The organism is Paenibacillus sp. JZ16 (assembly GCF_015326965.1).
In the GTDB taxonomy this organism is placed as follows: Bacteria; Bacillota; Bacilli; order Paenibacillales; family Paenibacillaceae; genus Paenibacillus_AQ.
Genome location: NZ_CP017659.1, coordinates 1,563,578 through 1,589,836, shown reverse-complemented (window position 1 = coordinate 1,589,836; position 26,259 = coordinate 1,563,578). Strand labels below are relative to the sequence as shown.

At 49.1% G+C, this 26,259-nt stretch carries 27 protein-coding genes and 1 riboswitch; of the genes, 20 read left to right on the top strand and 7 right to left on the bottom strand.

Going from position 1 to position 26,259, the window contains the following annotated elements; genetic code table 11:
• Positions 1-54 precede the first annotated feature (54 nt).
• The 3 genes from BJP58_RS06995 to BJP58_RS06985 all read right to left on the bottom strand — a co-directional run bounded on the left by BJP58_RS06995 (position 55) and on the right by BJP58_RS06985 (position 3,246).
• Entirely contained in the window at positions 55-1,164 is a 1,110-nt protein-coding gene (locus BJP58_RS06995) for a CobW family GTP-binding protein (RefSeq protein ID WP_194543364.1), read from the bottom strand.
• The gene (locus tag BJP58_RS06990) at positions 1,164-2,138 is read right to left on the bottom strand and encodes a TIGR03943 family putative permease subunit (protein WP_194543363.1); all 975 of its coding nucleotides are present in this window, start codon (positions 2,136-2,138) and stop codon (positions 1,164-1,166) included. The genes BJP58_RS06995 and BJP58_RS06990 overlap by 1 nt, the downstream gene beginning before the upstream one ends.
• A gap of 97 nt (positions 2,139-2,235) precedes the next feature.
• Positions 2,236-3,246 carry a permease gene (locus BJP58_RS06985; RefSeq protein ID WP_194543362.1) on the bottom strand — a complete coding sequence of 337 codons (1,011 nt, stop codon included), beginning with the start codon at positions 3,244-3,246 and terminating at the stop codon, positions 2,236-2,238.
• A gap of 158 nt (positions 3,247-3,404) precedes the next feature.
• Positions 3,405-3,484: riboswitch (ZMP/ZTP riboswitch) on the top strand.
• 64 nt (positions 3,485-3,548) lie between these two features.
• Here BJP58_RS06985 and BJP58_RS06980 point away from each other — a divergent pair.
• The 8 genes from BJP58_RS06980 to BJP58_RS06945 all read left to right on the top strand — a co-directional run bounded on the left by BJP58_RS06980 (position 3,549) and on the right by BJP58_RS06945 (position 12,313).
• Positions 3,549-4,397: a bifunctional 5,10-methylenetetrahydrofolate dehydrogenase/5,10-methenyltetrahydrofolate cyclohydrolase gene (locus BJP58_RS06980; RefSeq protein ID WP_194543361.1), complete on the top strand. Its 849-nt coding sequence runs from the start codon at positions 3,549-3,551 to the stop codon at positions 4,395-4,397.
• Between the two features lie 296 nt (positions 4,398-4,693).
• Positions 4,694-5,686 carry a LacI family DNA-binding transcriptional regulator gene (locus tag BJP58_RS06975; protein WP_194543360.1) on the top strand — a complete coding sequence of 331 codons (993 nt, stop codon included), beginning with the start codon at positions 4,694-4,696 and terminating at the stop codon, positions 5,684-5,686.
• A 181-nt stretch (positions 5,687-5,867) separates the two neighbouring features.
• Entirely contained in the window at positions 5,868-7,370 is a 1,503-nt protein-coding gene (locus BJP58_RS06970) for a glycoside hydrolase family 32 protein (protein ID WP_194543359.1), read from the top strand.
• Positions 7,367-8,788, top strand: a complete 1,422-nt coding sequence (locus tag BJP58_RS06965) for a sucrose-specific PTS transporter subunit IIBC (protein ID WP_194543358.1) — start codon at positions 7,367-7,369, stop codon at positions 8,786-8,788. The genes BJP58_RS06970 and BJP58_RS06965 overlap by 4 nt, the downstream gene beginning before the upstream one ends.
• A 270-nt stretch (positions 8,789-9,058) precedes the next feature.
• The gene (locus tag BJP58_RS06960; protein ID WP_194543357.1) at positions 9,059-9,859 is read left to right on the top strand and encodes a Cof-type HAD-IIB family hydrolase; all 801 of its coding nucleotides are present in this window, start codon (positions 9,059-9,061) and stop codon (positions 9,857-9,859) included.
• A 349-nt stretch (positions 9,860-10,208) separates the two neighbouring features.
• On the top strand, positions 10,209-10,556 hold the full coding sequence (locus tag BJP58_RS06955) for a PadR family transcriptional regulator (RefSeq protein WP_194543356.1): 348 nt from the start codon (positions 10,209-10,211) through the stop codon (positions 10,554-10,556).
• A gap of 2 nt (positions 10,557-10,558) precedes the next feature.
• Complete coding sequence (locus BJP58_RS06950) at positions 10,559-11,575, top strand: HAAS signaling domain-containing protein (protein WP_194543355.1); 1,017 nt, start codon at positions 10,559-10,561, stop codon at positions 11,573-11,575.
• Positions 11,576-11,833: 258 nt separating this feature from the next.
• Positions 11,834-12,313 (top strand): hypothetical protein, encoded by a 480-nt coding sequence (locus tag BJP58_RS06945; RefSeq protein WP_233354996.1) that lies wholly within the window; start codon positions 11,834-11,836, stop codon positions 12,311-12,313.
• 241 nt (positions 12,314-12,554) lie between these two features.
• Here BJP58_RS06945 and BJP58_RS06940 read toward each other — a convergent pair whose 3' ends face one another.
• Positions 12,555-13,598, bottom strand: coding sequence for a glycine-rich domain-containing protein (locus BJP58_RS06940; RefSeq protein WP_194543354.1), 1,044 nt, complete (start codon positions 13,596-13,598; stop codon positions 12,555-12,557).
• Between the two features lie 223 nt (positions 13,599-13,821).
• Between BJP58_RS06940 and BJP58_RS06935 the strand changes: the two genes are divergently transcribed.
• The 3 genes from BJP58_RS06935 to BJP58_RS06925 all read left to right on the top strand — a co-directional run bounded on the left by BJP58_RS06935 (position 13,822) and on the right by BJP58_RS06925 (position 15,081).
• Entirely contained in the window at positions 13,822-14,025 is a 204-nt protein-coding gene (locus BJP58_RS06935; RefSeq protein WP_194543353.1) for a hypothetical protein, read from the top strand.
• A 28-nt stretch (positions 14,026-14,053) separates the two neighbouring features.
• Positions 14,054-14,329: a hypothetical protein gene (locus tag BJP58_RS06930; RefSeq protein WP_194543352.1), complete on the top strand. Its 276-nt coding sequence runs from the start codon at positions 14,054-14,056 to the stop codon at positions 14,327-14,329.
• Positions 14,330-14,454: 125 nt separating this feature from the next.
• Positions 14,455-15,081: a DedA family protein gene (locus BJP58_RS06925; protein ID WP_194543351.1), complete on the top strand. Its 627-nt coding sequence runs from the start codon at positions 14,455-14,457 to the stop codon at positions 15,079-15,081.
• Between the two features lie 19 nt (positions 15,082-15,100).
• Here BJP58_RS06925 and BJP58_RS06920 read toward each other — a convergent pair whose 3' ends face one another.
• A complete protein-coding gene (locus BJP58_RS06920; protein ID WP_194543350.1) occupies positions 15,101-15,310 on the bottom strand; it encodes a hypothetical protein in 210 nt (69 codons plus the stop codon).
• A gap of 241 nt (positions 15,311-15,551) precedes the next feature.
• Here BJP58_RS06920 and BJP58_RS06915 point away from each other — a divergent pair, with 241 nt between their 5' ends.
• From BJP58_RS06915 to BJP58_RS06885, 7 genes are all read left to right on the top strand, one after another.
• The gene (locus BJP58_RS06915; RefSeq protein WP_194543349.1) at positions 15,552-18,410 is read left to right on the top strand and encodes a Na+/H+ antiporter subunit A; all 2,859 of its coding nucleotides are present in this window, start codon (positions 15,552-15,554) and stop codon (positions 18,408-18,410) included.
• 2 nt (positions 18,411-18,412) lie between these two features.
• Complete coding sequence (locus BJP58_RS06910; protein ID WP_071220369.1) at positions 18,413-18,751, top strand: Na(+)/H(+) antiporter subunit C; 339 nt, start codon at positions 18,413-18,415, stop codon at positions 18,749-18,751.
• Positions 18,744-20,225, top strand: a complete 1,482-nt coding sequence (locus BJP58_RS06905) for a Na+/H+ antiporter subunit D (protein ID WP_194544859.1) — start codon at positions 18,744-18,746, stop codon at positions 20,223-20,225. The genes BJP58_RS06910 and BJP58_RS06905 overlap by 8 nt, the downstream gene beginning before the upstream one ends.
• A gap of 5 nt (positions 20,226-20,230) precedes the next feature.
• Positions 20,231-20,710: a Na+/H+ antiporter subunit E gene (locus BJP58_RS06900; protein WP_071220371.1), complete on the top strand. Its 480-nt coding sequence runs from the start codon at positions 20,231-20,233 to the stop codon at positions 20,708-20,710.
• On the top strand, positions 20,707-21,000 hold the full coding sequence (locus tag BJP58_RS06895; RefSeq protein WP_071220372.1) for a Na(+)/H(+) antiporter subunit F1: 294 nt from the start codon (positions 20,707-20,709) through the stop codon (positions 20,998-21,000). The genes BJP58_RS06900 and BJP58_RS06895 overlap by 4 nt, the downstream gene beginning before the upstream one ends.
• Entirely contained in the window at positions 20,984-21,379 is a 396-nt protein-coding gene (gene mnhG / locus BJP58_RS06890) for a monovalent cation/H(+) antiporter subunit G (RefSeq protein ID WP_071220373.1), read from the top strand. The genes BJP58_RS06895 and mnhG overlap by 17 nt, the downstream gene beginning before the upstream one ends.
• Positions 21,380-21,575: 196 nt before the next feature.
• Positions 21,576-22,457, top strand: coding sequence for a GNAT family N-acetyltransferase (locus BJP58_RS06885; RefSeq protein WP_194543348.1), 882 nt, complete (start codon positions 21,576-21,578; stop codon positions 22,455-22,457).
• 93 nt (positions 22,458-22,550) lie between these two features.
• On the opposite strand, the gene BJP58_RS06880 is transcribed toward BJP58_RS06885, so the two are convergent.
• Together BJP58_RS06880 and BJP58_RS06875 are read right to left on the bottom strand one after the other, a co-directional pair.
• Positions 22,551-23,204, bottom strand: a complete 654-nt coding sequence (locus tag BJP58_RS06880; protein ID WP_194543347.1) for a TVP38/TMEM64 family protein — start codon at positions 23,202-23,204, stop codon at positions 22,551-22,553.
• 188 nt (positions 23,205-23,392) lie between these two features.
• The gene (locus tag BJP58_RS06875) at positions 23,393-24,226 is read right to left on the bottom strand and encodes a CPBP family intramembrane glutamic endopeptidase (RefSeq protein WP_308116294.1); all 834 of its coding nucleotides are present in this window, start codon (positions 24,224-24,226) and stop codon (positions 23,393-23,395) included.
• Positions 24,227-24,564: 338 nt separating this feature from the next.
• Here BJP58_RS06875 and BJP58_RS06870 point away from each other — a divergent pair, with 338 nt between their 5' ends.
• Positions 24,565-25,173: a TetR/AcrR family transcriptional regulator gene (locus BJP58_RS06870; RefSeq protein ID WP_194543346.1), complete on the top strand. Its 609-nt coding sequence runs from the start codon at positions 24,565-24,567 to the stop codon at positions 25,171-25,173.
• Positions 25,174-25,281: 108 nt separating this feature from the next.
• On the top strand, positions 25,282-26,148 hold the full coding sequence (locus tag BJP58_RS06865; RefSeq protein ID WP_100537804.1) for a YitT family protein: 867 nt from the start codon (positions 25,282-25,284) through the stop codon (positions 26,146-26,148).
• Positions 26,149-26,259 lie beyond the last annotated feature (111 nt).

The window sequence follows — 26,259 nt, the reverse complement described above, 5'->3', positions numbered from 1 at the left end:
AGATCCTGCGAGGATCTCCTTTTCTATATCTCTGTCTGTCAAACCATCCAGCTGTCATTGCACCACGCCACTGAGCAAGCCTTCCCACTCTTGAACCATGCGTTTTTTATCCAGACGATGGCCAATCAGCGTAAGATATCCGCGTTGCAGCTGCAGCGTGCTTGGCTTACATTCAAGCTCTGAACCCGCCCACTGAACTAGAGAGGGCCCCGTCGAGAGATGGATGTAACCTTTGGCCCGAATCAGGCTGGAGCCAAGTGCAGCGAGAAACGTCTCGATCGCGCTCAACTGAAGCGGGAAGGGGGATGGAGCAGATAAGGTCAAGGTATCCATGCCCGTGAAGGATGTGCTGCTGTGTCCGGACTCTTCTCCGTGCAGATGGCTAGAATGGTCATTGGCAGATCTCCCTGGCTGGTGGTGCGCATGCTTGCTGTGATCATTAGTCAACGGTTGGTCTTGCGTAAGATCCGCAAGAGCTCCTGGCTTCCATTGCGAAGTTGGAAACGAATGGCTCGGGTCATTAGAGGGCTCAAGCTGAGGCTGAAGCTGAAGCGTCGAAAACACTTCATTTTCATCCAAACGGCTGTAGTCGGTTACGGACAGACTTGCCGTCGTGTTTATTTTTCTAATGGAGGTCGTGACTTTGTTGATCTGTTTATCGTCGCAGTCCCCCGCCTTGTTAAGGATGATCATATCCGCGAAGCTGATTTGTCCCCGCAGGGTACGCACCAGTTCACGACTGGATGCAAAGAAGCTGTTGTACTCGAGAAATTTCCTGCAGTCGGCCAAGGCAATTTTGCGCTGGATTGAGATTCGGTCAGCCAGGGACGGATCCTGCAGATCCTCAAGAATCTGTTCAGGATTCGCCACGCCGGTCGTTTCGATGAATATGAGATCCGGCTTCTGATCTAACAGGGTTTGCAATGCTTGACCCAGCTCGTCTCGCCTGGTGCAGCAGATGCATCCGTCGAGCAGCTTCTCAATCGGAAGATCGGGGATTTCGCCGGAGACCGTATCGCCATCCACATCTTGTTCGCCCATCTCATTCATAAGCACGGCGGTTCTCCACTGGCGCTTGGCGGCATATTCCAGCAGTCTGAGCAGCAGCGTGGTTTTGCCGCTTCCCAAAAATCCGCTAATCAATACAACGGGTATCTTGTTCATTAATTGATTTCCTCCTTGGTCTTGTTATCATTCGAATACAGCTCGTCAAACTCCGCGACGGAGTCCGGATTCGTGAAAATGTACGGGGATGCCGGCTGCTCGATCGGCTGAATCCGCTTCGCTTGAATTTGCAGCGTCTCTTTACCATTCAAGGTGGCGACCTGGATCGTGCCATCAATCTGGACCCACGTATCATCAGCGAACGACGCAGCATTCGTGCCGCGCACAAGAACCCCGAACGGTACGGCGTCTGCCGTGCAGCACATCACGAGGAATCGGCTAACGGCAAAGGTATCCTCATTCATCTGTCCGTCGCGGAAGACGAACCCTTGCACCGAGATGGTTTTTCCTTGAAAATGCTCTTTGTACATATCCATGGCCCCGACGGTTTCCGAGAAAATGTCCGGTTCCACCTTAATGACGGGCAGCGTATATAAGCGCCTGGCAAGCTCTGCAAACTCCACACTATAGATGTCCTTGGCAACGAATCGTTCGTTCAATGCGATATTTTTTTCTGTTTCTTGATCCATGCCGGGTAATCGCTTATCCGTGCCTGAAAAGGCGGAGGTGTTGCGGTCATCGGTCTTACGCCGTACATCGGGATTCGGATAGGTGTAGATCATTCCTTTTTTGGCTGCCATATCGCTGCCCAGGGCTTGGTCCGGCAGGAGCAGGCCAAACAGCAGCGGCACCGTGAATAACCCGTATACCGTTACGTTTTTGACAAGGCCGGCAGGCAGGGGATGCTCGCAATCACATACCTCTCCGGAATCGCCCGCAAGGGAATGCCACATCATCCCGAATGCAATGAACAACAACGGAACCGGGCAGAGAAGCAGCAGGGTCTGCATATGAGGCGCTAGGTAATATTCGAGCGCATCTGAAGCATTCAGATGCATGATATAAGCGGCGAGAGCCGCAACAAGCAGCGACCGGAGCGTATAGTGAATCCGTATCCTCAAACTGGACTTCATCCTCCCAATCACCTCCAATCTCAAGCGGATACCTGATGATCCTAAACGGTCCCGGTAATCTCGTTTGGTTTTTCGTCAATCTTTCATCCTTAGGCAGCTATCCACCCAAAAGAGCGTTGACGGCTACAGAGCCGATAAAGACAAGGGTCATTACCAGCAGGCTTAAACCGATCACGAATTTAGTCTTGAAGGTAGTCGACAGCATGAGCAAGCTTTTGAAATCCAGCATCGGGCCGAGCACGAGGAAGGATACGAGCGGACCTACGGTAAAGGTGTGCGTGAACGCCGATGCTACAAAGGCATCCGAAGTCGAGCAGAGGGACAGGATGAAAGCAAACCCCATCATGAACAGGTAAGAAGCGGTGGGACCGTTCCCCAATGCCAGCAGCTCTTCTCTAGGAATGAAGGATTGGATGCAGGCTGTCAGGAATGCGCCAAGAACCAGGTATTTGCCCATTTCGATCAATTCGTCTCCGGCGTGGACAAACAGGCTTCTCCAGGTTTTGGGATGCTCGTGCAGCTTGCGTTCACCAACGGCGGAATCTTGTTCGGAAAACTCTTGTAAGGAACGCTTGAGCGGGTTGTTTCTTGAAAAAACATAGACAAGCAAACCTACCGTTATCGCGACTGTAAAAGCCAGTCCCATCCGGCCGATCGTCACTTCGGGATGCGAACGGAAGGCCATGAACGTCGCAGCGAACACAATGGGGTTCAGGATAGGTCCGCTGAGAATAAAGGTTACAGCGATGTAGGCAGGCATCCCCTTAAGCATCAGCCTTCGGACGACCGGGATCATCCCGCATTCACAGATGGGAAACACGATCCCCAGCATGGAAGCGAACAGGACGCCGATGACCGGGTTTTTGGGCGTGATCCGACGCACCCACTGTTCTTTAACGAACAGCTGAAGAAGGGACGACAGCAGCACTCCAAGCAGCACAAAAGGAAGCGCCTCAAGGAAAATGCCCGTAAAAACCGTTTTTACCTGCTGTATGTCACGGCTTGATATTAGACTTGAATCGTTCTGCAGCCATATCGTCAAGACCGGTATCACGAAGACAAGCGGAATCATGAAGGGCAGCATTTTGAAGATTACCGGATATTTCATTCAAGGCCTCCTGGAGCGAATTGTTCTTAGGACATTCTATGCTTGTACCATCGGCAACATACTCGATTCTTGCAAATTAATCAAAAAGATTACGATTTAATAGGTGAACTTCATGACCGGTAGCGCGAAGTCCAAAGTCGTGGTATATTTAAAAAAAGTTATCTGTGTGTTACTGGCGTAGCTTGGGGTACCAAGAGGGAGCACATAGGATCATATGCCGTACGCCTGGGCAAGAGGTAAGGAGACGATTAGTCGCCTTGCCTCTTTATGTTTTTAATACAATGGCGAAGGAGCGGATTAGCATGAGTAAGGAACCCGTAATTTTGGATGGAAAAAAGGTATCCGATGATATTAAGGCAAAGCTGGCGGTGAAGGTACAGGAATTGAAGCAGCACGGAATAACGCCTTGTCTGGCAACGATTCTGGTTGGCGATGATCCTGCTTCGGCGACCTATGTACGGATGAAGGGAAATGCTTGCGAGCGGCTTGGCATCATATCCAAGAAAGTGGTGCTGGAGACCTCGACCTCGACTGAGGAGCTGATCGCCGCGATACAAGAGCTGAACGAGGATCCGAATGTCCACGGTATTCTGCTGCAGCATCCGGTGCCGCATCATATCGATGAACGGGCGGCTTTTGATGCCATAGCCATTGAAAAAGACGTGGATGGAGTAACCACGCTCGGTTTCTCGCAAAATGCGTTTGGTTTTGCCGATTATCCGTCTTGTACGCCTGCCGCGATTATTGCGATTATGGATTATTATGATCTGCCGATCGAAGGGAAGCATGCCGTGGTGGTCGGACGCAGTCCGATTCTGGGTAAGCCGGTATCGATGATGCTGCTCAATCGCAATGCTACCGTTACGATCTGCCACTCGAGAACGAGGAACCTCGGGGAGCTTGTGTCCCAGGCGGATATCGTGGTTGCGGCCGTAGGCAAACCTAATTTCATTCAAGGGAGCTGGATTAAGCCGGGTGCCGTTGTATTGGATGCCGGCTACAATAAAGGGAATATCGGCGACTGCGATTATGAAGCCTGCGCGAAGGTGGCATCTGCGATTACACCGGTACCGGCAGGTGTCGGCCCCGTTACGATTGCTACATTGCTGAAGCATACCGTCGAATCGGCCGAGCGAACCGTGCAAGACTAAAGGAAAGCCACAGACCATTTGTATATGAATTAAGATGCGCCCATGAATAAATCCCCTTCGAATCGGTTCATTCCTAGTAAGAGTCTGGAGCTTGGAAAAGATATGGCTCCTGCCATAATAGGCTTGGAGTCTCCATTTCACGGATGCCTGGACGTCATGGTATAGTTAGGAAAAAGCGAAAACGAAGGGGAGAGATTCATGCACAAACGAAACATGATCCATTGTGCTGCCCAACTAGGAGCTGTGGAGGACCATCTGTTCGTTGCAGCGCCGCAAGCGGCTCCCGGGAGCACCGAATGAAGAACACGATTGCAGATATTGCCAAAAAAGCCGGGGTTGCCAAAAGCACGGTCTCCCGTTTCTTGAACGGAGGTTCCGTCAGCAATGCAACACGCCAAAAAATTGAGCTGGTCATTCAGGAAACCGGTTATATTCCGAATTCGTTTGCACAGAGCTTGAAAGCGAAGAAAACCAGCATGATCGGCACCATTGTACCGCGTCTGGATTCATTCTCAGCATCGCAGACCGTTGCCGGCATGGATGAAGAATTAAGGAAACACGGTTATCAGCTTCTTATTATCAATGCAAGCCAGGACTTATCCAGGGAGATTGAAGCGCTGTATGATCTCGCCAGGCAAAAAATATCTGGCATTATTTTATTTGCGACTCAAGTGACGGATACCCATCTTGCCGCGATTCAAGAGATCGGCATCCCTGTCATCCTGTTAGGACAGCAGCATAAGGATGTTCACAGCATGATTTATAACGACTATGCCGCGGGTTATGACATGGGCCGGTATGTGCTGTCCAAGGGACATCGCCATATTGCCTATATCGGGGTGACGGAACAAGACGTTGCTGTCGGAGTTCAGCGGAAGGAAGGGTTTCTGAAAGCGGTAAGCGAGGATAGTGAGGCGAAAGCGGATCTCTATGAGAGTGGATTTAAGATGTCGGATGGTGTAAAGACCGCATGGTCCATTTTTGAGTCGAACCGAACGCTGCCAACTGCCGTGGTTTGCGCTACTGACAATATCGCGTTAGGCGTTATGAAAGCGGCTCATATGAAGGGCATTCAAATTCCGAACGAACTCTCCGTTACCGGATTTGGCGGATACGACGTAACCGAGGTGATTCATCCTGGATTGACAACGGTTAAATATGGATATTCCCAAGCGGGCCATCTCGCCGCACAGCATATAATGAAGCTGGTCAACGACGAGCCTGTGGATTTCCTGACGGTTATGAGCTGCGATATGATTCATCGCGAAAGCGTTGACAATCTAAAATAGGTATTTTATACTGAAAATAACGGAACCGGTTCCAATACTGCTTTTGCCTGGTATTGGAGCTGAGTTCATTATTTTTACTCCTGATTGGAACCGGTTCCACCACAGGCGAGTTAGGCTGATGTTCACGCATAGCATGATCAGTTTGATTTTTTTAGTAAGCCCATTTATAAGGAGAAGAGATATGGACAGAGAACTGAAATACCGACGCCTGGATCAGGCTTCTCCCGAAGAGCTTTCCTCCTTAAAGGAGAAAGTGAAATTAAGCGAATGGAGGCAGAGGTTTCACATACAGCCCATCATGGGCTTGCTGAATGACCCTAACGGGTTTTCTTATTATAACGGGGAATATCACTTATTTTATCAATGGTTTCCGCTGGGTACGTATCACGGCTTGAAATACTGGTACCATACATCCTCGAAAGACCTCGTGCATTGGCAAAACCAAGGCATCGCCATTGAACCTGGCCACCCGCAGGATGCTTATGGCGCTTACTCGGGCAGCGGAATCGTGAAAGACGACAAACTGTATCTGATGTATACCGGAAATGCCCGGGATGAGGAATGGAACAGGCAATCTTATCAATGCATGGCCGTGATGAACCGCGATGGATCGGTCACGAAGCTCGATAAGCCGCTGATCGACCATGTGCCGGACGGATATACCGAGCATTTTCGGGATCCGAAGGTATGGAAAGACGAAGACATGTACCGGTTCGTTATCGGCGCCCAAAGGGGCGATAAGACAGGAACGGCTGTCGTATATGAATCACCGGATTTGCTGGATTGGACCTGCAAAGGGGAAATCCAAACCCGTCTTGAACATTTCGGCTATATGTGGGAGTGCCCCGATTATTTTGAACTGGAAGGACGGGGCGTGCTGCTGTTTTCGCCGCAGGGGCTGAGTCCGCAAGACGACGAATACCGGAACATTTACCAATCCGGCTACATCTCGGGCAAGCCGCTGGATCGGGGCACGCTGGAGTTTGAACACGGCTCCTTTTACGAGCTGGACAGAGGTTTTGATTTTTACGCACCGCAGACCATGCTGGACGAGCAAGACCGGCGCATCATGGTAGGCTGGATGGGTATGCCGGAGGTCGTCTATCCAACCGACTCGCATGGCTGGGCGCATTGTTTGACTCTTCCGCGTTCGCTCTCGTTCCGTGAGGGCAAGCTGATTCAGCAGCCGGTCCCCGAGTTGGAAGTGCTCCGCGATAAGGCCATGGAAGCAGCGGATACACTTTACAGCGAAGTGAAGAGTTATGCAGGAGTTGAGGGGACCGTATTCGAGATGATATGCGAGTTCCATGCGATCGAAGCGGACGCCGTTGGCATTGAATTTCGAGCAAGCGAAACGGAGCGGACGGTCATCTGGTATGACGCTCTCAGGCAAAAGGTTACACTGGATCGCTCATCATCGGGTGCAACGATTGTGAGTGATTACGGAACGACACGAACCTGCATGCTGCATGCCAAAGCAAACTCGATCAAATTTCATCTTTTTGTGGATATTTCTTCGGCAGAGGTGTTCGTTAATGATGGCGAAGAGGTATTTACGAGTCGGATATTTCCAAAACGGGACAGCCGTCATATACGATTTTTCGCAACAAACGGCAGCGCCGGCTTGAAGGTCAAGAAGTGGGATCTTGCCCAAGCCGTAAAAGATATAGAAGGGGATGAATGAACATGGCAGCGGATAATCGGAAAATTGCAAGGCAGGTAGTGGAAGCCATCGGCGGCAGGGAGAACATCGCTTCCTTTGCTCACTGTGCTACGAGACTGCGAATTATGGTTCACGATCAGAAGAAGATTGACCAGAAGAAGGTCGAAAATATTGATAAGGTCAAAGGCGCTTTTTTCAACTCCGGCCAATATCAGGTCATTTTCGGAACAGGAACCGTCAATCAGATTTTTGAAGCGGTCGAATCCCTGGGAATGGAGAGCACAAGCAAGGAAGAACTGAAATCTCAGGCGAAAAAGTCGGGGAATCCGTTTCAGCGGGCGATTCGTACGTTCGGTGATGTGTTTGTGCCGATTATCCCGGTACTGGTCGCCACTGGCTTGTTCATGGGATTACGGGGACTTCTGACCCAGGACACCGTGCTTGCCTGGTTTGGTGCGACACCGGATGATATCTCGCCTAATTTTCTGCTCTTCACCCAGGTATTGACGGATACGGCTTTCGCTTTCTTGCCGGCCTTGGTGGCTTGGTCCGCATTTAGAGTGTTCGGGGGCAGCCCGGTGCTCGGTATCGTCCTGGGTCTGATGCTGGTGAACCCGGCTCTTCCCAACGCGTACAGCGTGGCGAACGGCTCGGCTGAGGCACTCATGATTTTTGATTTCATTCCGGTCGTAGGGTATCAGGGCTCGGTTCTGCCGGCATTCTTCATTGGACTGCTGGGCGCGAAATTCGAGAGATTTTTGCGAAAACGCATTCCTGAAGCGATTGATTTGATCGTTACGCCGTTTCTAACCTTGCTTGTAATGATTACGCTCGGGCTGTTCGCCATCGGCCCCGTGTTCCACTCCCTGGAAGAGGTGGTTCTGAACGCGACGACTTTCTTGCTGGAGCTGCCATTTGGCATTGCGGGTCTTGTGATCGGCTTCTTCAATCAGATTATTGTGGTCACAGGCGTACATCATATTTTCAATTTCCTTGAAATTCAGCTTCTTGAGAAGACGGGAAGCAATCCGTTTAATGCGATCGTGACTAGCGCCATGGCAGCGCAAGGGGCAGCTTGTCTGGCTGTCGGACTCAAGACGAGAAACAAAAAACTAAAGGCTTTATCGCTGCCGTCCGCATTCTCGGCCATGCTGGGAATTTCGGAGCCGGCGATCTTCGGGGTCAACCTCCGGTACGTCAGACCGTTCGTGATCGCCTTGATCGGCGGTGGCGTGGGCGGTTTCATGGCTTCCCTCTTCCAACTGGAGGCAACGGGCATGGCGATTACGGTGATCCCAGGTACGCTGTTATACTTGAACAGCCAGCTTCCTCTTTACATTTTGTGCAATCTGACCGCGATGGCTCTAACTTTTGTACTGACTTGGCTGTTCGGATTCAATGATAAAATGCTCGATGAGGTTCGATCGGAAGCGAAATAAGCCCTCAGAAGAAGTCCGTCTGCACAAGGCGGACTCTTTTGTTGTCGTTAGATAAGAAAATTACGGCAAATTGCTCTAATGTGTATGTAAATGGTTATCTTGAATTCAACGATATTAAATACCATAGAAACCGTGCTCCTGCGCGGTTTTTTATGTATGATCGGGAAGTGTCCGAAGCGACCTTGCTGAAATTATGGCTTGCTCTGAAATGCTTTTCATCATTTACAATATGGTTACTGGCTAGAATATACGGAAGAGGGGCGAGTTTCATTGAATAAGAAAATCATATTTTTTGATATTGACGGGACGCTGCTGGATCATGACAAGAAAGTTCCGGCTACAACGAAGGAGTCCATTCGGGAGTTAAAGGATGCCGGGCACATCGTCGCTATAGCGACAGGGCGCGCTCCCTATCATTTTGAAGAGCTGCGGGAGGAGCTCGGTATCAATTCCTATGTTTGTATGAACGGTCAGTATGTGGTTCATGAAGGCAAACCGATCTATGGTTATCCATTGGCGCAAGATGCCTTGCAGAAGCTGACGGAGCAGGCCGTTGAGTTTGATCATCCGATCATATATGCCGGCAGTGTAGCCATGAAGATGAACGTAACCGAGCATGTTCATATCGATTCCAGCTGGGGGGAACTGAAACTCACGATCCCTGAATATGATCCGGAATATTACTTGGGCAGAGATATTTATCAGGCCATTGTATTCTGCACGGAGGATGAGGAAGCGGCTTACGTGAACAATTTCGCAGGCCGGTTCGATTTCGTTCGATGGGGTCCTTATGGAATCGATGTGTTGCCGTCCGGGGGATCCAAAGCCGAAGGGATCAAACAATTGATTCAGCTGCTGCACATCGATCTGGAAGATACTATTGCTTTTGGCGATTATCTGAATGATCTGGAGATGCTGTCGTACGTGGGCCACGGTGTGGCGATGGGCAATGCGCCGGAAATCGTCAAGAAGGCGGCCAGGCATATAACCAGGGATGTTGATCAAGACGGTATACAGTACGGCCTCCGTCTGTTGGGTCTACTGGGCAAGGAACCGCAGGAAATCGTGTAGTTATTTTACGATAAAAAGTCATGAGCGTGTCAGTCTCCGTTCCTGAGGGACGATAAGGACTGACATGTTTTCGGTTTGAAGTGCATTTCGAGAAGCGCAGTTTTAACGATGGAACAAAGGAACAACATCGCTGTGAGATGAGAGCATTTAAGAAGGTTATCTTATGACCTGGGACAATCCCGGCCGTAGGATAACCTTTTTTAGATGGAAGTGCAGGTCTTCACGCGGCTTGCTTCCTGGGTTGGCAGACTTACAACAAGTATAATCAAAAAATAATTGTTAATAATTATTAATTGTCTATATACATTAGTGTGTGTCATACAGTATAATCATTACAGGAGTTGATGATATGTCAGAGGATCAAGATATTTTGAACAGTTTGGTGCAGGAGCTTCGACGAGGAACCATCATACTTGGTGTCCTCAGCCAATTGTCGGAACCTCAGTATGGATACTCATTGGTGACCATATTGCAGGAGAAGGGGGTCAGCGTGGAAGCGGGTACCCTGTATCCCTTGCTGCGGCGGTTGGAAAAACAAGGCTTGCTGGATAGCGAGTGGGATACGAATGAAGCTCGTCCGAGGAAATATTACATCATAAGTCAGACAGGGAAAGAAATATATCGCCAGCTTTACCATGAATGGAAGTCTATGATGACAAGTCTTGAAGGGCTTGTTGATGACAAGGGGGACGTATAGTAATGGATCTGATTAGCAGGTATATTTATGCAGTGACGCAGAAGCTGCCCGAATCACAAAGAGCCGATATTGAAAAGGAACTGCACGGACTCATCGAAGATATGCTGGAAGACAGGGGAGCAGGCGTCGGGATTGCAAGCACTGAAGATGTGGAACAGGTGCTGCTCGAGCTCGGGCCACCCGGGGACATGGCAGCTAGATATAGAGGAAGAGAACGGTATCTCATTGGACCCGGTTTAATTGACAGTTATTGGTCTGTCCTGCGGATTGTATTGTACTCGGTCGTCGTCGCTCTTGGCATCGCGTATATGGTTGATTTCTTTACAAGCTCGGACCCTAACGCCGAGAAGCTTCTGGAGTACTTTGTCTCCTTGCTGAGTGTCGCTATTCACGGGTTCGCATGGGTTACCGTTATTTTTGCCTATATCGAATATCGCGGTGCTCGGCAAGTATCTAAGGATGCTTGGAAACCATCGGATTTGCCTGTAATTCCTGAACCAGCTGTTCGGATTAAACCGATCGAGCCGGTGCTGGGCATTCTATTTTCCGTGCTGTTCTTCGTCCTGTTCACGTTTTCCCTTAATCTGATCGGTGTTCATCGATTTGATGAAAACTCGATCGCCATTCCGGTGTTTGAACAGGCTGCCTTTGCCAAGTATTTGCCGCTGATATGGCTTCTTACCGCCTTCAGCATATTCAATGAAGCAAGGAAATTAATCACAAGAAAGTGGACGCCGCAGATTGCCGTCATGCATGTCATATTTAACGTTGCTTCCGTTATCGTTGCGGTGATTCTGTTCTCCGATATGGCGATTTGGAATCCGACTTTCATGGAGCAACTAGCACAGACGGGTTTCGTAACACCGGGAAGTGAATCGTACGACATTGTAAAATCAATTTGGGATCGATCCAGAGATGGTCTTATTTACGTCATCGTGATCATTACCCTTATTGATACCGTGTCCGTTCTGATGAAGAGGTTTCGGCGGAAGGAAGGAAATACAGCGTTAACCAAATAAAGACATAAGTGTTGAAGTAGAGGGTGTCCCAAAAGATCTTGGATCTGGCGGGAGGCTCTTTTTTTTGATATTAGGAGACAATCCGTATACGAATCGTTCCAGGAACGACACGCGTTTGTTGGATAAGCATAGGATAAGGAACGAAGCAAATAATTTTTTTGACAAAAATGTGAATGATATGTGTCAAAATTATGTACAATGGTGTTATAATAAGGTAAGAGTTAAATGAAAACCCTTACAGAATGAACGGAGCTGATTATGATGAAATACGCAATCCACTACTCTACGAGAATGAAAGACGTTATTTTATTTTCCTTTGTCATTAGCATTATCCTGTTTCAGGTAGCTACCTTGACCCAATATTCCTATCCTGTCCTATTCTATATGCAGATGGCGGTGAATGTCGTTGTTGTTGCGGCACTAGCAATTGAAGGGTATGCCCGATTGGTGAAAAGGGAAGTGAATATACAGGAGAATTCGGATACGATTACCATCAATGGCGTGGAGATTCATGCTGATCAGATTCGTGAGATCAAAGTTTCCGGATGCCATAAAGCCGCATTCCAGATAAACCTTAAGAACAAGAACGTGAATCCGATGTATTGCTGCTTTAAATTTGAAGAGAAGAATTGTGAAGGGATTCGGAGTCTTACGCGTTGGGCCGAGCAGAACCAGATTTCCGTGCGTAAGGTAGGACCGCAAACCCGTTCCGGGTTGGTACTCACATCAAACCACTAGTTAGCCTAAATTATATTATGAATAGAAGCATCTGAACCTTGAAGAATGGGTCCAGGTGCTTTTTTGTTGTAGTTGTAGAGGAAAGGGGGGCCGGGCATTTGTACCTATAGGAACTGAAATTTTAACCCATGTTAAGATCCTGTTTCAATGCTGGATAAAACAAAAAGCATGGGCCTGAATTCTCAGGTCCATACTGTTGTTTGATTCATTAATCAGCAGGCGTTCTCGTATAGTTTGTAACTTAGCTGCTGCAGCCGCCGCCACAGCCACTCCCGCAAGAGGATCCGCTGCTGCAGGATGAACCGCTGCTGCAAGAGGATCCAGATCCGTCGCCTGAGGATCCATCACCCGAATCGGATCCGCCGGACCCGCATGCCGAGGCGTAGGTGCATGAGGAGCTGCTGTTATTTTTATGAAGCTCACGCTCATCAGGGATCATGTGGTCACCAAATTGTTCCGGTGTGTTCCAGGCAAAAAAGACGGCCGCTGCCAGGAGCATATCGCTATTTTGGAAATTGACCGACTTCTCTTGTCGCGCCGGCTTCTCTTGGGCGGTTCGAACCCGATCCTGCAGATCCTGGATGATCGCATCAATCGCCGTGCGGGCTGCAGGAATCTTCTCATAGGTCCAGGCATTAAAGCGCTTCTGGCCATGATTCACGGTGAAGTGGCGGGAAGTGACGGCCTCCAGTTCTTCGCGCGGCAGCGGGACGCGGAAGAAAGCCCCCCATAGCTTGGCGCTGTATTCATGCCAGCCGAATAATTGTACATATACCGTATCAAACCACGCACGTTCATCCGGAATAGGCACATGCTCGCTTCCGGTGTTTGGAGCGTGGTGAAGCATTTTGCCAAGAAAGCGTTCCGAGAATTGTTGGTACTCGTATGTATACATCAGCATTTCATGCCATACTTCATCCACATCTTTGCTGAACATCGGGACACGATCCAGCACGGCGCACATGATAAAGAACCGTTTAAGCTCATGCCATCTCCATTCATACTCCTGTTCGGACAGATTCGGATGCTCACTCATCACTCGTTGCTTCAGCATGTTCTGATAGGTGTAGGGCAGCGCAGCCTCGAGTCTGCCGACAAGCTCACTCGCCGGGCTTCCTGCCTTGACGATCGGCGGCAACTCGGGTATTTTCCCGCGTCGGTGCTTATTCCCTTTGGCGAGCTGCTGACTGCTGTGTTTGCGTAACGAGCGTTTCACGAAATAAGAAATAATCCATACATCCACCGCAACAAATAAAATAATCAGTATCCAGGTTGTTGAGTTCATTACATGTTCCTCCTGTCTTTATAGTGTTCGGAGGTCGGCTTATGATTTCTCTCCTGAGTAAATTATGGCAAATGTGATGCGTGTTGGCAATTGAAATTGGAGAAGATCATAACTTGAATTTAGGGGCTTCTTTATGATACATTCCGTGTGTGTCAAGCGAGTGTTTGATCATGGAGCCATGATCTCGAAGGATGGCAATTACGTTTACTTTAGGAGCATACATATGTTAACAGGTTGGAAACTATCCGTATTAGGTATTCTTGTTGTAGGCATTACCGGTATCGTTGCGTCTGTTACCGGTCTGATCGAGCCCGGCCGGGCGATAGCGCTTTTCGTTGTATTCGTACTATTTATAGGGGCGCTGGAGCTGCTGGAACGAATCAAGAGCCGCAGAAAGAAGAAGGGGGAAGTGCGATCTTCCAAATAAAAATGCACAGACAGCAAGGAGGGAGCTTGTGAATTGGGTAGCTGTACAGCCGTACTACAAAATCAACCGAGTGGTGGATGGTATCGAACAACGGACGGAAGAGCAGGGGCGGGAGATGTTCCTGTATGAGGATCGAATCGTAACGAAATACCGGGAGTTCCCGATCAAGCAGGTCTTTGATCTGTCGTATCGGCCTTTGGGAGACGGCGGTGGTTTCTTATATTTGCACACCCAGCAAGGCGTGTATTCGTACACGGTAAAGGATGATCCAGGTTCTTTCATATCGGCATTTAAAAATCTCTAATGGCATGATCCATAAATAAAACTGGTCTCAGGTCCAGTTCATCTCCTCGCCTACAGCACGTTTGCGAAAGCCACGTTGTCATATAAGCTGATACTATATTCTAGGGACGGATTAGGGGGACAGGAGTGGATACGCTATTAGATTTTATTGAACAGATCGGGCACTATGCATTATTCCTCGTATTGTGCCTTGGATTGGTCGGTCTTCCTGTGCCTAATGAAGTTGTGGCAATGACGGGCGGAGCGTTAGCGGCATCCGAGATTTTAACGCCGGTTCCGTCTTTTATCATGACCTTTCTTGGCGTGTGTTCGGGATCGACGGTAGGTTACATGCTTAGCCGCTTTACCGCGAGCAAGCTGTTAAACCGCGCCCAGGAAAAGTCGAAGATACGCCAGTTTCTCGATGTATCCGAACGGTTGACCCGTCAATATGGCAATTACGCCATATGCATCAGCGCTTTTTTGCCCATTCTGCGCAACGTCACTCCTTATGCGGTTGGCATGAAGGGGATGCCGTATCGCAGATTTGCGGTGTATTCGTATTCCGCGTCCTTTGTATGGACCATCGGTTATTTCTCTTTGGGCATGTTTGTCGGAGATCAGGTCGTCGATCATATTGGAGTCCTGATTGACCGGTACGGGTATTATGCGGCGGGAATTGTCGCGGTGCTGGCCATCATTCTGATCATTTCATGGGTAATTCGAAGAAATAAACGAAGCAAGGGGAATAAAGAAATTCAGTTTCACGGATAAATGCCGTATGCCTGTTTCATTAGGGCTCTTCCGGCAGGGGCTCGGGTGACGTTCGAATGATTTTTACGTATTCTCGGGGTAAGAACCATGGGGTTTCTTGAATTTGATAAACTCTGGTTGACGAGTTGTCTTGTTGATAGCCGGGATGCGTACGTATATTCGTTAAGATGGCGGCTGCCAAAATTGCAAGAAAGATGAAAGCGCAAACAGCCGCTTTTTTGATCATCATGGGAATCACTCCTTTACATACAGTGATTTCCCAAAGGTCCTCTTTTCATTCCAAGATACCTTTGACAAAGCTTTGATCTCAAGATATACTGATTTTCAGTGTGATTCGAAAAAATACCATATGGTTTTACCTGGAGGAGCCTGCCATCAACGGGCTCTTTTTGTGTTTTTTTGGAGTTATACCTAAATAATGGGGAAATACTACTAATGAAGGAAAAATCGGACTATAGGAGGAGTAGACTTTGTCTTTGCTGCACATCGCCGTCATGGCACCTTTTATTGTAGCGCTTGTGGTTATGTTGACCTACAAGCTCATTGGCCGTGTCCACACCGGATGGGTCATTTTGCCGGTACCGGTTGTCCTGTTCGCCTATTTTTTAGGACTTATCCCAACCATTCAGGGAGGTGAACAGCTTCAAGCGGTCCTGGAATGGATTCCAAGCGTGGGAATAAACTTTACCGTTTATTTGGATGGATTAAGTTTGATTTTTGCACTTTTAATATCCGGTATTGGTTCACTTGTTGTACTGTACTCCATCTTCTATATGGATAAGAACAAGGAAGCAGTCCACAAATTTTACATTTATCTGCTTCTGTTCATGGGAGCCATGCTTGGTGTCGTACTCTCCGATAACCTGATGGTGCTGTACGGTTTCTGGGAACTGACAAGCATCTCGTCATTCCTGCTGATTGCATTCTGGCATCATCGCGACCGCTCCAGATACGGAGCTTTAAAATCCATGCTGATCACCGTATTCGGCGGACTTGCCATGTTTGCAGGATTTATTCTCCTATATATCATGACAGGCTCCTTTAGCGTGCGGGAGATCGTAGCTAATGTGGGAAGCATTGCGGGAGACGCGCTGTTCATTCCGGCCATGATTCTGATTCTGCTGGGGGCATTCACCAAATCCGCTCAGTTCCCGTTCCATATTTGGCTGCCGGATGCGATGGAGGCACCGACTCCGGTTAGTGCTTATCTGCACTCCGCTACCATGGTTAAGGCCGGTATTTATCTTGTGGCACGTTTTAGCCCGGTGTTTGCCGGTCAAGCCTTCTGGTTCTGGATCATTGCGATTACGGGCTTGACCACGCTGATCTATGCTTCGATCCGAGCGATCAAGCAGACGGACCTGAAAGCGCTGCTGGCATTCTCCACGATCAGCCAACTGGGGCTGATTATGAGCTTGCTCGGTCTTGGCTCTGCCGCAGCTTATTATGGGGGCGGCGTGGATACGCTGCTCTATACGAAAGCAACGACAGCGGCCATCTTTCATCTGATGAATCATGCGATATTTAAGGGCGCTTTGTTTATGGTCGTCGGCATCGTGGATCATGAGACGGGCACCCGCGACCTGCGGAAACTCGGAGGTTTAATGTCGCTCATGCCGATCACATTCACCGTGGCCGTCATAGGCGCATTTTCCATGGCCGGTCTGCCTCCGTTTAACGGATTCCTGAGTAAAGAGATGTTCTTTACGGCGGTCCTTCAAGCGTCTCAGATGAACTTCTGGAATGCCGAGACCTGGGGTGTGCTGATACCGGTCGTTGCCTGGATCGCCAGCGTATTTACGTTCCTGTACAGCATGATCCTGGTTTTCAAAACCTTCACCGGCCGCTACCAGCCTGAAAAGCTGGAGAAGAAGCCGCACGAAGCACCGCTGGGGATGCTGATTCCCCCGGTTATTCTGGCATCGCTGGCCATCGTGTTCGGACTGTTTCCGAACCTGCTGTCTCATGCACTGATTGAACCGGCGCTGGCCGCCATTCATCCGGGGCTGCTCGTGGCAGAGGATCGGTTCCACGTGCATATCGAGATGTGGCACGGCTGGACAATGGAAATTTACATGACCATCGGAATCATTGTTCTCGGTACCGTTCTGTACAAGCTTCATGGCAGAGCGCGTATCTTGAACACAACGCTTATCAAGCGATTTACACTGAACAATCTGTATGACGGGGGATTGCGCGTTCTCGAAAAAGGCGCCAAATCGCTGACCTCAACCTACATGACAGGTTCGCTGCGTCACTATGTGATTTATATCTTTGTGTTTTTCATAGCCGTTCTTGGCGGAGGTCTCCTGCTGGTCGATCATATCGGATTCGATATGACGGACTACGCACCGATGTCCTTCTATGAGGCCGTTGCCATACTCGGCCTGGTCATTCCGGTCATTGTGCTTCCGTTCGTACGGACACGATTGATGGCGATCATATTAACCGGGGCTGCGGGTTATATGGTGACCTTGTTCTTCGTCCTGTTCCGGGCTCCGGATTTGGCGTTGACCCAGATGGTTGTCGAGACCGTTTCCGTCATGCTGTTCCTGCTCTGTTTCTATCATCTGCCGAAGCTGAAGCGGGAGAAGGTGTCAATGAGCCTGAAGTGGAAAAATCTGCTGATATCTATAGGCGTCGGTGCTGTCGTAACCTTGATCGCGCTGGCCGCAAGCAGCGGCAGAACCTTCGACTCCATTGCGGATTACTTCATTAAAGAGAGCTACAACTCGGCTGGCGGTAAAAATATCGTCAATGTCATACTGGTGGACTTCCGCGGATTTGATACCTTGCTGGAAATTATGGTTCTCGGCATTGCGTCCCTCGGAATCTATGCCTTGATAAAAGTTGATTTGGGTGAAGGGGTTATCGGTGAACGGGATCGTTATGAAGGTGCGTATTTGCCTAATAGCAATGATGTTATCCTGCGAACCATATCCAAGGTGGTCGTCTTTATCGTCGTAACGTTCTCGTGGTTCCTGTTCAACTCGGGACACCATGAGCCGGGTGGAGGATTTATCGGGGGGCTGATGACTTCAGCCGCACTGGTTCTGTTATCAATGGCTTTTGGCATGGACATGACCCGCAAAATCGTGCCTTTCGAATTCCGAAAGGTTACGGCTGCAGGACTCGCCATCGCCCTGCTTACAGGGATCGGTTCCTTTGCCTTTGACGCACCGTTCTTAAGTCATTCCTTCGATTATTTCACCCTGCCATTGCTCGGAGAAACCGAGCTGGCTACAGCGGTTCTCTTCGACCTCGGCGTCTATTTAGCCGTCGTTGGCGTGACGATGACCATCATCAATTCGATTGGGAGGGATAACTGACCATGGAACTATATATGTCACTTGCCATCGGAATTATATTCGCGGTTGGGATTTACCAGATCCTATCCAAAAGCTTGCTGCGGATCATTCTCGGTACATCACTGTTAACCCATGGTGTCCATCTGCTGCTGCTCACCATGTCTAGGCTGAAGACCGGTGCTGCTCCGCTGCTTGGCGAGAAGGCTTCATCCTATGTTGACCCCGTTCCGCAAGCATTGATCCTGACATCCATTGTTATCAGTTTTGGCGTCACATCGTTCTTCTTCGTATTGGCGTACAAAGCGTATCAACGCTTGGGCACGGACAACATGGAGGAGCTAAGGGGGATGGATGATGAATAATGTAATTGTTCTGCCTCTCCTTATTCCGTTAGTTACTGCCGTAATTCTTATTTTTTGCTCCAAATACGTTCGTGTTCAGCGCTGGATCAGTGTGGTCAGTGTCATACTGAACCTGCTTGTGGCGTTGTTCATCGTGAATCAGGTAAACAACGAAGGCATCCAAACGCTTCATATGGGCGGATGGCTGCCGCCTTATGGGATCGTGTTTGTAGCCGATATGCTCGCGGCACTGCTGGTGCTCACGACGTTGATTGTGGCAGCTGCCTGTCTGTTCTATTCCTTTCGGAGCATCGGGGAAGAGAGAGAGAAGCATTACTTCTATGCCTTTTTTCAATTTTTGCTGGCCGGTGTGATCGGATCGTTCCTGACAGGGGATCTGTTTAACCTGTTTGTCTGCTTTGAGGTCATGCTGATCGCTTCCTATGCGCTGATTGTGCTGGGGGGCACCAAGCGGCAGCTGAGAGAAACCCTGAAGTACATGCTGATTAATATTATTTCATCCACCTTGTTTGTTGCAGCCGTTGCTTATTTGTACGGCACGGTCGGCACGCTGAATATGGCGCACCTGTCCCTGCGCGTGGCAGAAGTACAGCAGGACGGAATCTTGTCGGTCATCGGCCTGTTGTTCCTGATTGTATTCGCTCTGAAGGCGGGCTTGTTCCTGTTCTTCTGGCTGCCCGGTTCCTACAGTGCACCTCCGGCGGCAGTTTCAGCTTTGTTCGGGGCGCTGCTTACGAAGGTTGGATTATATGCGATTATCCGTACCTTTACGCTGATCTTCCATCACGATACCGGCGGCATCCACGCCGTCATTGGCTGGATGGCCGCGGCAACGATGATTTTGGGAAGTTTGGGCGCGGTTGCGTATAAGGATCTTGGACGAATCCTGAATTATAACATTATTATCAGCGTCGGCTTTATCGCCTTCGGCATAGCGTCGGCATCTTCAGATTCCTTGAACGGTGCTGTATTCTACTTGATGCATGACATGATTGCAAAGGCGCTGCTCTTTATTCTCGGCGGAATCATCATTGCCAGTGCGGGTGCTAACAAGCTGAGTGATATGGGCGGCTTGATGAAGCGCCATCCCTTGGTGGGATGGATGTTCTTTATCGTTGCATTGGCTCTGGTCGGCATCCCGCCCCTTAGCGGATTCCTTGGCAAGGTTCTTATCATCCGCGGTGGTTTGAGCGAAGGGCATTATTGGTTGACGGGACTGGCACTGGCATCAAGCCTGGCGGTATTGTATTCCCTGATCAAGGTATTTATGGGGGCATTCTGGGGCGAATCACCCGGGCATACGGAATCGCAGCCAGTCAGAATCCATCGGACAGCTTATGTGGCAGCTATTGGACTAACGGTTATGGTGATTGTCCTTGGGGTGGGTTCGGAGTGGATTTATTCCTACACCTCTCAAGCAGGCGCCGTATTATCCGATCCATCACTATACATTAACGCTGTACTAAAGGAGTAGTGGATATGGGCCATCAAATCCTGTTAAATATCATCATTGCCGTTGTCTGGATGTTCCTGAACAATAACTGGTCCCCCCAGCACTTGATAGTCGGCTATCTGATCGGTATGTTGCTGATTTATCTGTTGCGCCGCTTTTGGCCAAACGATTTCTATTTGCGTAAGCTGTGGTCTATTCTGATGCTGCTGCTTTTGTTTCTAAGAGAGCTGTTTAAATCAAGTATCACCGTCATCGGTCAGATTATAAGACCGAAGCTGAATGTCCGCCCCGGAATCTTCGCCTACGATACGGAGCTTAAGTCCGACTGGGAGATTACGGTCTTATCGTGCCTGATCTGCTTGACGCCAGGAACGCTTACCCTGGAAGTCTCTCGCGATGGTCAGACGCTGTATATCCATGCGATGGATATCGAAGATGTCGAAGAGCTGTCGAATCAGATCCGCGGTACCTTTGAACGCGCGATCAAGGAGGTGACCCGCACATGATCCATGGCATGCTGATAGCCTCATTGGTGATTTTGTCGCTTGCTATTCTGGGCTGCCTGTACCGATTAATCAAGGGACCTTCCATGAACGACCGGATCATGTCGCTGGATACGATCGGAATTATCCTGTTGTCCATGATCGCTGTCCTGTGCATGCTGTTCCGGACATCCGTGTATTTTGATATCATTCTGCTGATCGGAATTCTTACGTTCATCGGAACAACCGCGCTTGCCAGATATATTGAGAGGGGTGATGTCATTGAACGCACAAACGATGAGTCAGATCGGTGAGTTTCTGATCGCGCTGATGGTGCTGCTCGGCGCTTTGCTGGGTGCATTGAGTGCATTCGGCCTTATTCGTCTGCCGGATGTTTACATGAGGTCCCATGCAGCTACGAAAAGTGCCACGCTGGGCGTCCTCTTGATCCTTGCCGGCGCATTTCTGTATTTCACCTTCTACCTGGAGCATGTCAGTGCCAAACTGCTGCTGGGAATCGTATTCGTATTTATTACGGGGCCGGTAGCCGGTCACTTGAACGGGAGAGCGGCGTATCGATCAGGCGTGTCCATGTGGGAGAACAGCGTTCACGATGACCTCAAGCCTGAGCTGAAGCGCGAACGTGAGCGGATGCGAGCTTCCCGGAAAGGGGAGCATTCCGAGAAGGGATGACCGTCAACCGTAAACAAGGTCCCGATTGAATGATCGAGAAGATGAGATGGGCTTTCCAAGCATATGGGAAGCCCATTTCTTGTTTCATGTTTGGCTCACGGGTATCATCTCGTGGTAAAATTGACCAAAACAGGTTCGAGGAGCCCTCGGAAATCACGCTGGGAAAGCTGATCCTGAACAAGGAGAATGTGTACAGATGGTATTGGATACAGATCAAACGAAATTAAGAGAGCTGTCTTCCTTTCTTGCCCGAATGAATGGGGATCGTCATCATCATGTCGGATATTGCGGCGAACAGGAAGGGGAGGTCTACAGCACGCTGCTGGAAGATTTTTCGGAAAATGGCCGGCTGAGCAGCCAGCGATTTACCGTGATCTATGATCAAGATCAGATGGTGGGCGCATTGGGATTCGATGTGGACGAAGAAGAGGGAACTGCTGAAATATGGGGACCTTTTATCGATGCGGAAGGCGAGCTTTGGCATCGATTGGCGAAGGAGCTATGGGTTGATGGAACAATGAAGCTGAATGGCAGCGTAACACGCTATTTCGGATTTTATAATGTAGCTCATCCGTCCGCTGCGAGGTTTATGGAGGACAAAGGGGGAAGAAAGACAGGTGTGCATCATGTGCTGAAAATCCAAAAATCCACCTTGTTAGCGAATACCGCGCCTGGATTGCAGGATATCACGCCCGAATATTGGGATGAGTTCGAGAATCTGCATGGCACCGCCTTCCCGAATACCTATCTCAGCTCGGAGTCTATTTTGCAGAAGCTGGATGAGTATCACCGGCTCTTCATATTTACGGAAGAAGGCCGTTTCGTCGGGTATGTTTATGTGGAGGGAGACCCGGATTTCCAGGAAGGAAATATTGAATACATCGCGGTATCCGAACAATTCCGGCGCAAAGGCTATGGCGGGCTCCTGCTTGATCAAGCTCTTCATTATTTATTCCAAGTCCTGCAGCTGGAAGAAATCTCGTTATGCGTGGACCAAGACAATGCAGGGGCGCTCCAGCTGTATCATCGTGCGGGCTTTGAGACGGTGCATAAACTGGCGGCTTACGTATTGGAGTGAACATAATGGTTTCCATCACGACCCGTCCATGCATAACAAGACCCGCCCATCCCAGCAACCGGGACCGGCGGGTCTTGTTGTCTTGTTATGCATCTAACGCTTCGTCTTTTTGCTGCTGATCACGACACTTCCCGGCTGATCTTCATGATGGTAACGGTTTTCCATCTTTTTGCCGGCAAGCCACAGCAGCCAGAGGACGATGGCCGCGATAAGAATGCGCCAAGGCTGTTGGACAAAGGCTTGCCAGTCATGTCCAATGAATGCCACCATAAAAATCATCACGGATTTACCTGCCATAACGGCTATCGTGAACGTCGTTGCCGATATCGTGCTGATGCCGGATGCGATATTGATCAGTGAGGAAGGCGTGAAGGGGAAGCAGTACAGGATGAAGATCGGCGTAAAGCCCTTTTCTTCGATCCAATGGAAGAAGCGCTGGGATCCCGGCATTCTTTTTTGGATAAGCAATCCAAGCTTGCCTCCCAGCTTACGAACAATCCAGAACACCGTAACGGATCCAAGGCAAACGCCGATCCACGACAGCAGGAATCCCCACCATAATCCATAGGCCGCGGAGTTCCCCATCACCAGTACGATAAGGGGCAGAAAGGGAAGGAACGCCTCTATAAATGGAAGCAAAATACCCGGGATGGGACCCAGCTGCGAGTACTGCTGAAGCCATTCCTGCACTTGATCCATGTCAATTTCTTTCATATGGGTCCACAAGTTCTGAAGCCATTCCAACATGATGAGTAAATCCTCTCCCTGCCTAGGGTAAAATTATGTATTTTCCGGTCGATCACGGATGAAATATATTATAGCATAACCAGAATCAATATTATAAATTGCAAGTATTGAACCGGGAGGAGGGATACGGGAAAAGCTCAAACTCTCCTAAAGCCATGGTGAGTTTGAGCTATATCCTTTATCGGTTCTTATACAGATTGGGCGGGCAGCGCTTCCTTGGTTTCAGGATTCGAATCCGGCGGGAGATCCGGCTCGATCCCGTTCCAATCGATTCGGTTCTTGCTCCGCAGCGACCAGACGATCAATAGGATGATCCCAATAATGACCGAACCGATCGTTACCATATAATTGCCCCAAACCGAAAGGTATTCAATCTCGATGAATGCATATTGGGAGGGTACCACGGCGTACCGGACCATCTCCAGCCAGGCCAGGTGAAAGCCGATGCTCATCCACAGATTGTGGGATACGATGCGGGACAGCTGCAATACCGTACCAAAAGCAACTAAATTGATGATATACTCCACCGTAATCAAATCCCATGTCCCTATTCCTATGGCCACCATGAATGCCGTTACAGCGATAGGCGCAAGCACGAACATTACGACCTGAAGGACCAAAGCAAGCCAGCGCGGAAAACGGGTGTTTAAGTTCCGGTACACATAACCGCGGAAGGTGATCTCTTCTGGAAAGGCTTCATAAAAAAATGCAATCGGGACGTTGATGAGGATAACGAGCATCGTAACGATTGGGAAGTGGAAATCCACGATCCGGAGCCATCCGGCGGCGCTGCCGATCAGCAAGGCTGCTGCCGTGACCAGGGCAAGGAAACCGATGCCGAGAAGGAAATAACGAAAACCGGAAGGAACAGAGCTAAGACCAAGTCCGCTCCAGGGCCGCTGGTCGACATAACGCCTAAGCAGATAAATCAGCGGCACGGATATGCTTGTTGTTACGACGGCAAGGAGGATTTGGAGCCCGAGGGTAGGGATCTGGTATGAACCCGCTACCGTGGCTATCACAACTGCTAGTCCGAGCCCTGTAACAAAAGCCAGCCACCCAAGGACGACACGCCAGAACAGGTTTAAACGGCTCTCCCGATCACGGAATGCCCGAGAAACACCGTGTTTAGCCTTCGATTCAGTTAATGTGCGAATGATGAACTCGCCCCTCTCTTAAGAACACGCTGCCCGTGTTCCTATTCTTTTTGACATTAATATATATAGTATTGCTTCTATCAAGGTGTTCCATAGAAAGAACCTATTTTTACGAAGGTAGGCATTAAAGAAGCAAATAAAGATGCTGAAATGTTGTTTATGGTACGTTGTATTAAAAAAAACCGGAAGTGTATAATGGGATTATGCCGAAAATCGTAGATCATGATAAACAAAGACAACGGGTCGCTGAGGCTGCCCTGCGGGTGATTCAGAGGGGTGGACTCGAAAAAGCGACGGTACGCAATATCGCCGAAGAGGCGGAGTTATCCGTAGGTTCGCTGAGACACTATTTTACCAGCCAAGCTGAGTTGTTGGCTTTTTGTATGAACCTGATGATCGAGAGGATTGAAGAACGCTTTTTGACTTTGTCCTTGAAGGGACCCGTGTTTGAGGATGTAAAACAAGTATTGATGCAATTTCTGCCGATGGATGAGGATAGGACGATGGAAATGGAGGTGTGGATGTCGTTTGTTGCCAAAGCACTTGTCTATCCCGAGTTAAGAATAATGACCGATCATATGTATGATGGATTAACCAAGGCGTGCCATTATGCGGTGGATACCCTGGTCGCACATAAGCTGGCTAAACCGGAGCTGGATCTTGATTATGAGAAGGAGCGCATATACGCATTGGTGGATGGATTAGCGATTCATCATATCATGAGGCCACAGCAACTTGCCAAAGAAAAGATCGAAAGGATTCTCGAGCAGCATCTGCGTTCCTTATGTCTGGATGACAAGGCAATGGACTAAAAGACCCATGTCACTTAGCGTGTCAACATTGACATGCCATTCCTTTTTTTAATACAATGGTTCTTCGACAGGCACTTCGTGTGAAAAAAGATACAAAAGGAGAATGGCATGGTCAAAAAACACAAAAATCTGACAGTTGGCGAAATTCTGAAACGGTTCATCTTTATTACCATCGGTGCAGTTCTGATGGCCGTGGCGCTAGAAATATTCCTGGTGCCCAACGAAATTATCGACGGGGGTATTACCGGTATTTCCATCGTATTATCATCGATTACGCCCATTAAACTGGGTGTGTTCCTCTTCATTATCAACTTGCCGTTTCTGTTCATCGGTTATAAGCAGATCGGCAAAACGTTCGCATTTTCCACACTGTACGGGATCGTGGTATTGTCGGTGGCGACAACCTTCCTGCATCATGTAGACCCGTTTACGAACGAGAAAATTTTGGCGGTGCTGTTTGGTGGTTTGGTCCTTGGTCTGGGGGTAGGTCTTGTTATCCGTTACGGCGGAGCTCTTGATGGTACGGAGATTGTTGCTATCCTGCTGTCCAAAAAGCTGCGCATGCCGGTCGGGCAGATCATCATGATTATCAACGTGTTTATTTTTATTACGGCAGGGTTTGTATTCGGTGCAGATTCGGCCATGTATTCGATTTTTTCATACTACATAGCGGCAAAAGTGATGGATATTGTGGTAGAGGGCTTGGATGAGTCCAAATCCGTTACGATTATATCCAATGAATATGAAGAAATCTCAAGTGCCATCATGCAGCGTCTGGGCCGCAGCACGACGATGATTTATGCCAAGGGCGGATATTCGAAAGAGGATACGCAGATGATTTATTGCGTCATCACCCGGCTGGAGATTGCGAAGCTGAAGACGGTTGTGCAGGAAATAGATAAGAACGCATTTATTTCGATTCAAAATGTCGCGGATGTGCTGGGTGGGAGTATGGCGAAGTCAGATATTCACTAGGTGCACGTACATGCTATTGATGTAATAGGTTGATTAACGAACGGCGGTTTTTTGCAGATCCTCTTCTGCAGAAGGCCGTCTGTTTATTTAGGAGATAAAAACAAGTAAACC